Genomic DNA, 662 nt, shown 5'->3' on the forward strand with positions numbered 1-662 from the left:
TAATCCTCTGTAGACCACACCAATAAATGGCTGCGGAGGTGGGTTACTACTTATAAGTGTGGCAAATTAGGTAAATATCGTACATTTAATACGGAACAGCCCTGATATGGCCATCAAAAACGAAATTACTATTCTCACGAGAGCAGAACAGGCAGATCTTTATTCCCCACCCATTTTTTCAATCGAAGAACAACGTCTGTACTTTTCTCTGAACGATGCGGAATTGGCAGTTTTTCGGTCAATTCGTCTCAGAGCTCATAGATGTTACTTTGTCGCGATTTTGGGATACTTCAAATCAAAGCCCGTCATCCTAGATATCGCTTACTCGCAGGTTTCTAAGGATTTAATGTTCATCAGTAAAGAGCTGCTTGGCGGCAAGGGGCTCAGACCATTCACTCCCTCACAAAAACAAAAAGATCGACTCTACGCAAAAGTATTAGACCTTGCTGGTTATCACAAATGGGACGAAAGTCAGCACTTCAATTCTCTTTTCGACCACCTTGTTCAGGTGGGCAATGCCTGGCTGGAGCCGCGTTACCTCTTTGATACTGCTATTGAATTCCTAACCAGTCACAGCATTGCTATCCCTAGGTACACCGTACTCCAGAGACTGATAAGCAGAGCGATGCAGCAGGTCAGAAAAGACCTGGCGCACCAACTTA

At 44.3% G+C, this 662-nt stretch carries 1 protein-coding gene; it reads left to right on the forward strand.

Annotation, left to right across the window (positions count from 1 at the left end):
- Positions 1-106: 106 nt before the first annotated feature.
- A partial coding sequence (locus tag FJM67_RS17425) for a DUF4158 domain-containing protein (protein ID WP_140591959.1) occupies positions 107-662 on the forward strand: 556 nt, incomplete at its 3' end.

This window comes from Maribrevibacterium harenarium, assembly GCF_006385675.1.
Taxonomy (GTDB): domain Bacteria; phylum Pseudomonadota; class Gammaproteobacteria; order Pseudomonadales; family Marinomonadaceae; genus Marinomonas; species Marinomonas harenarium.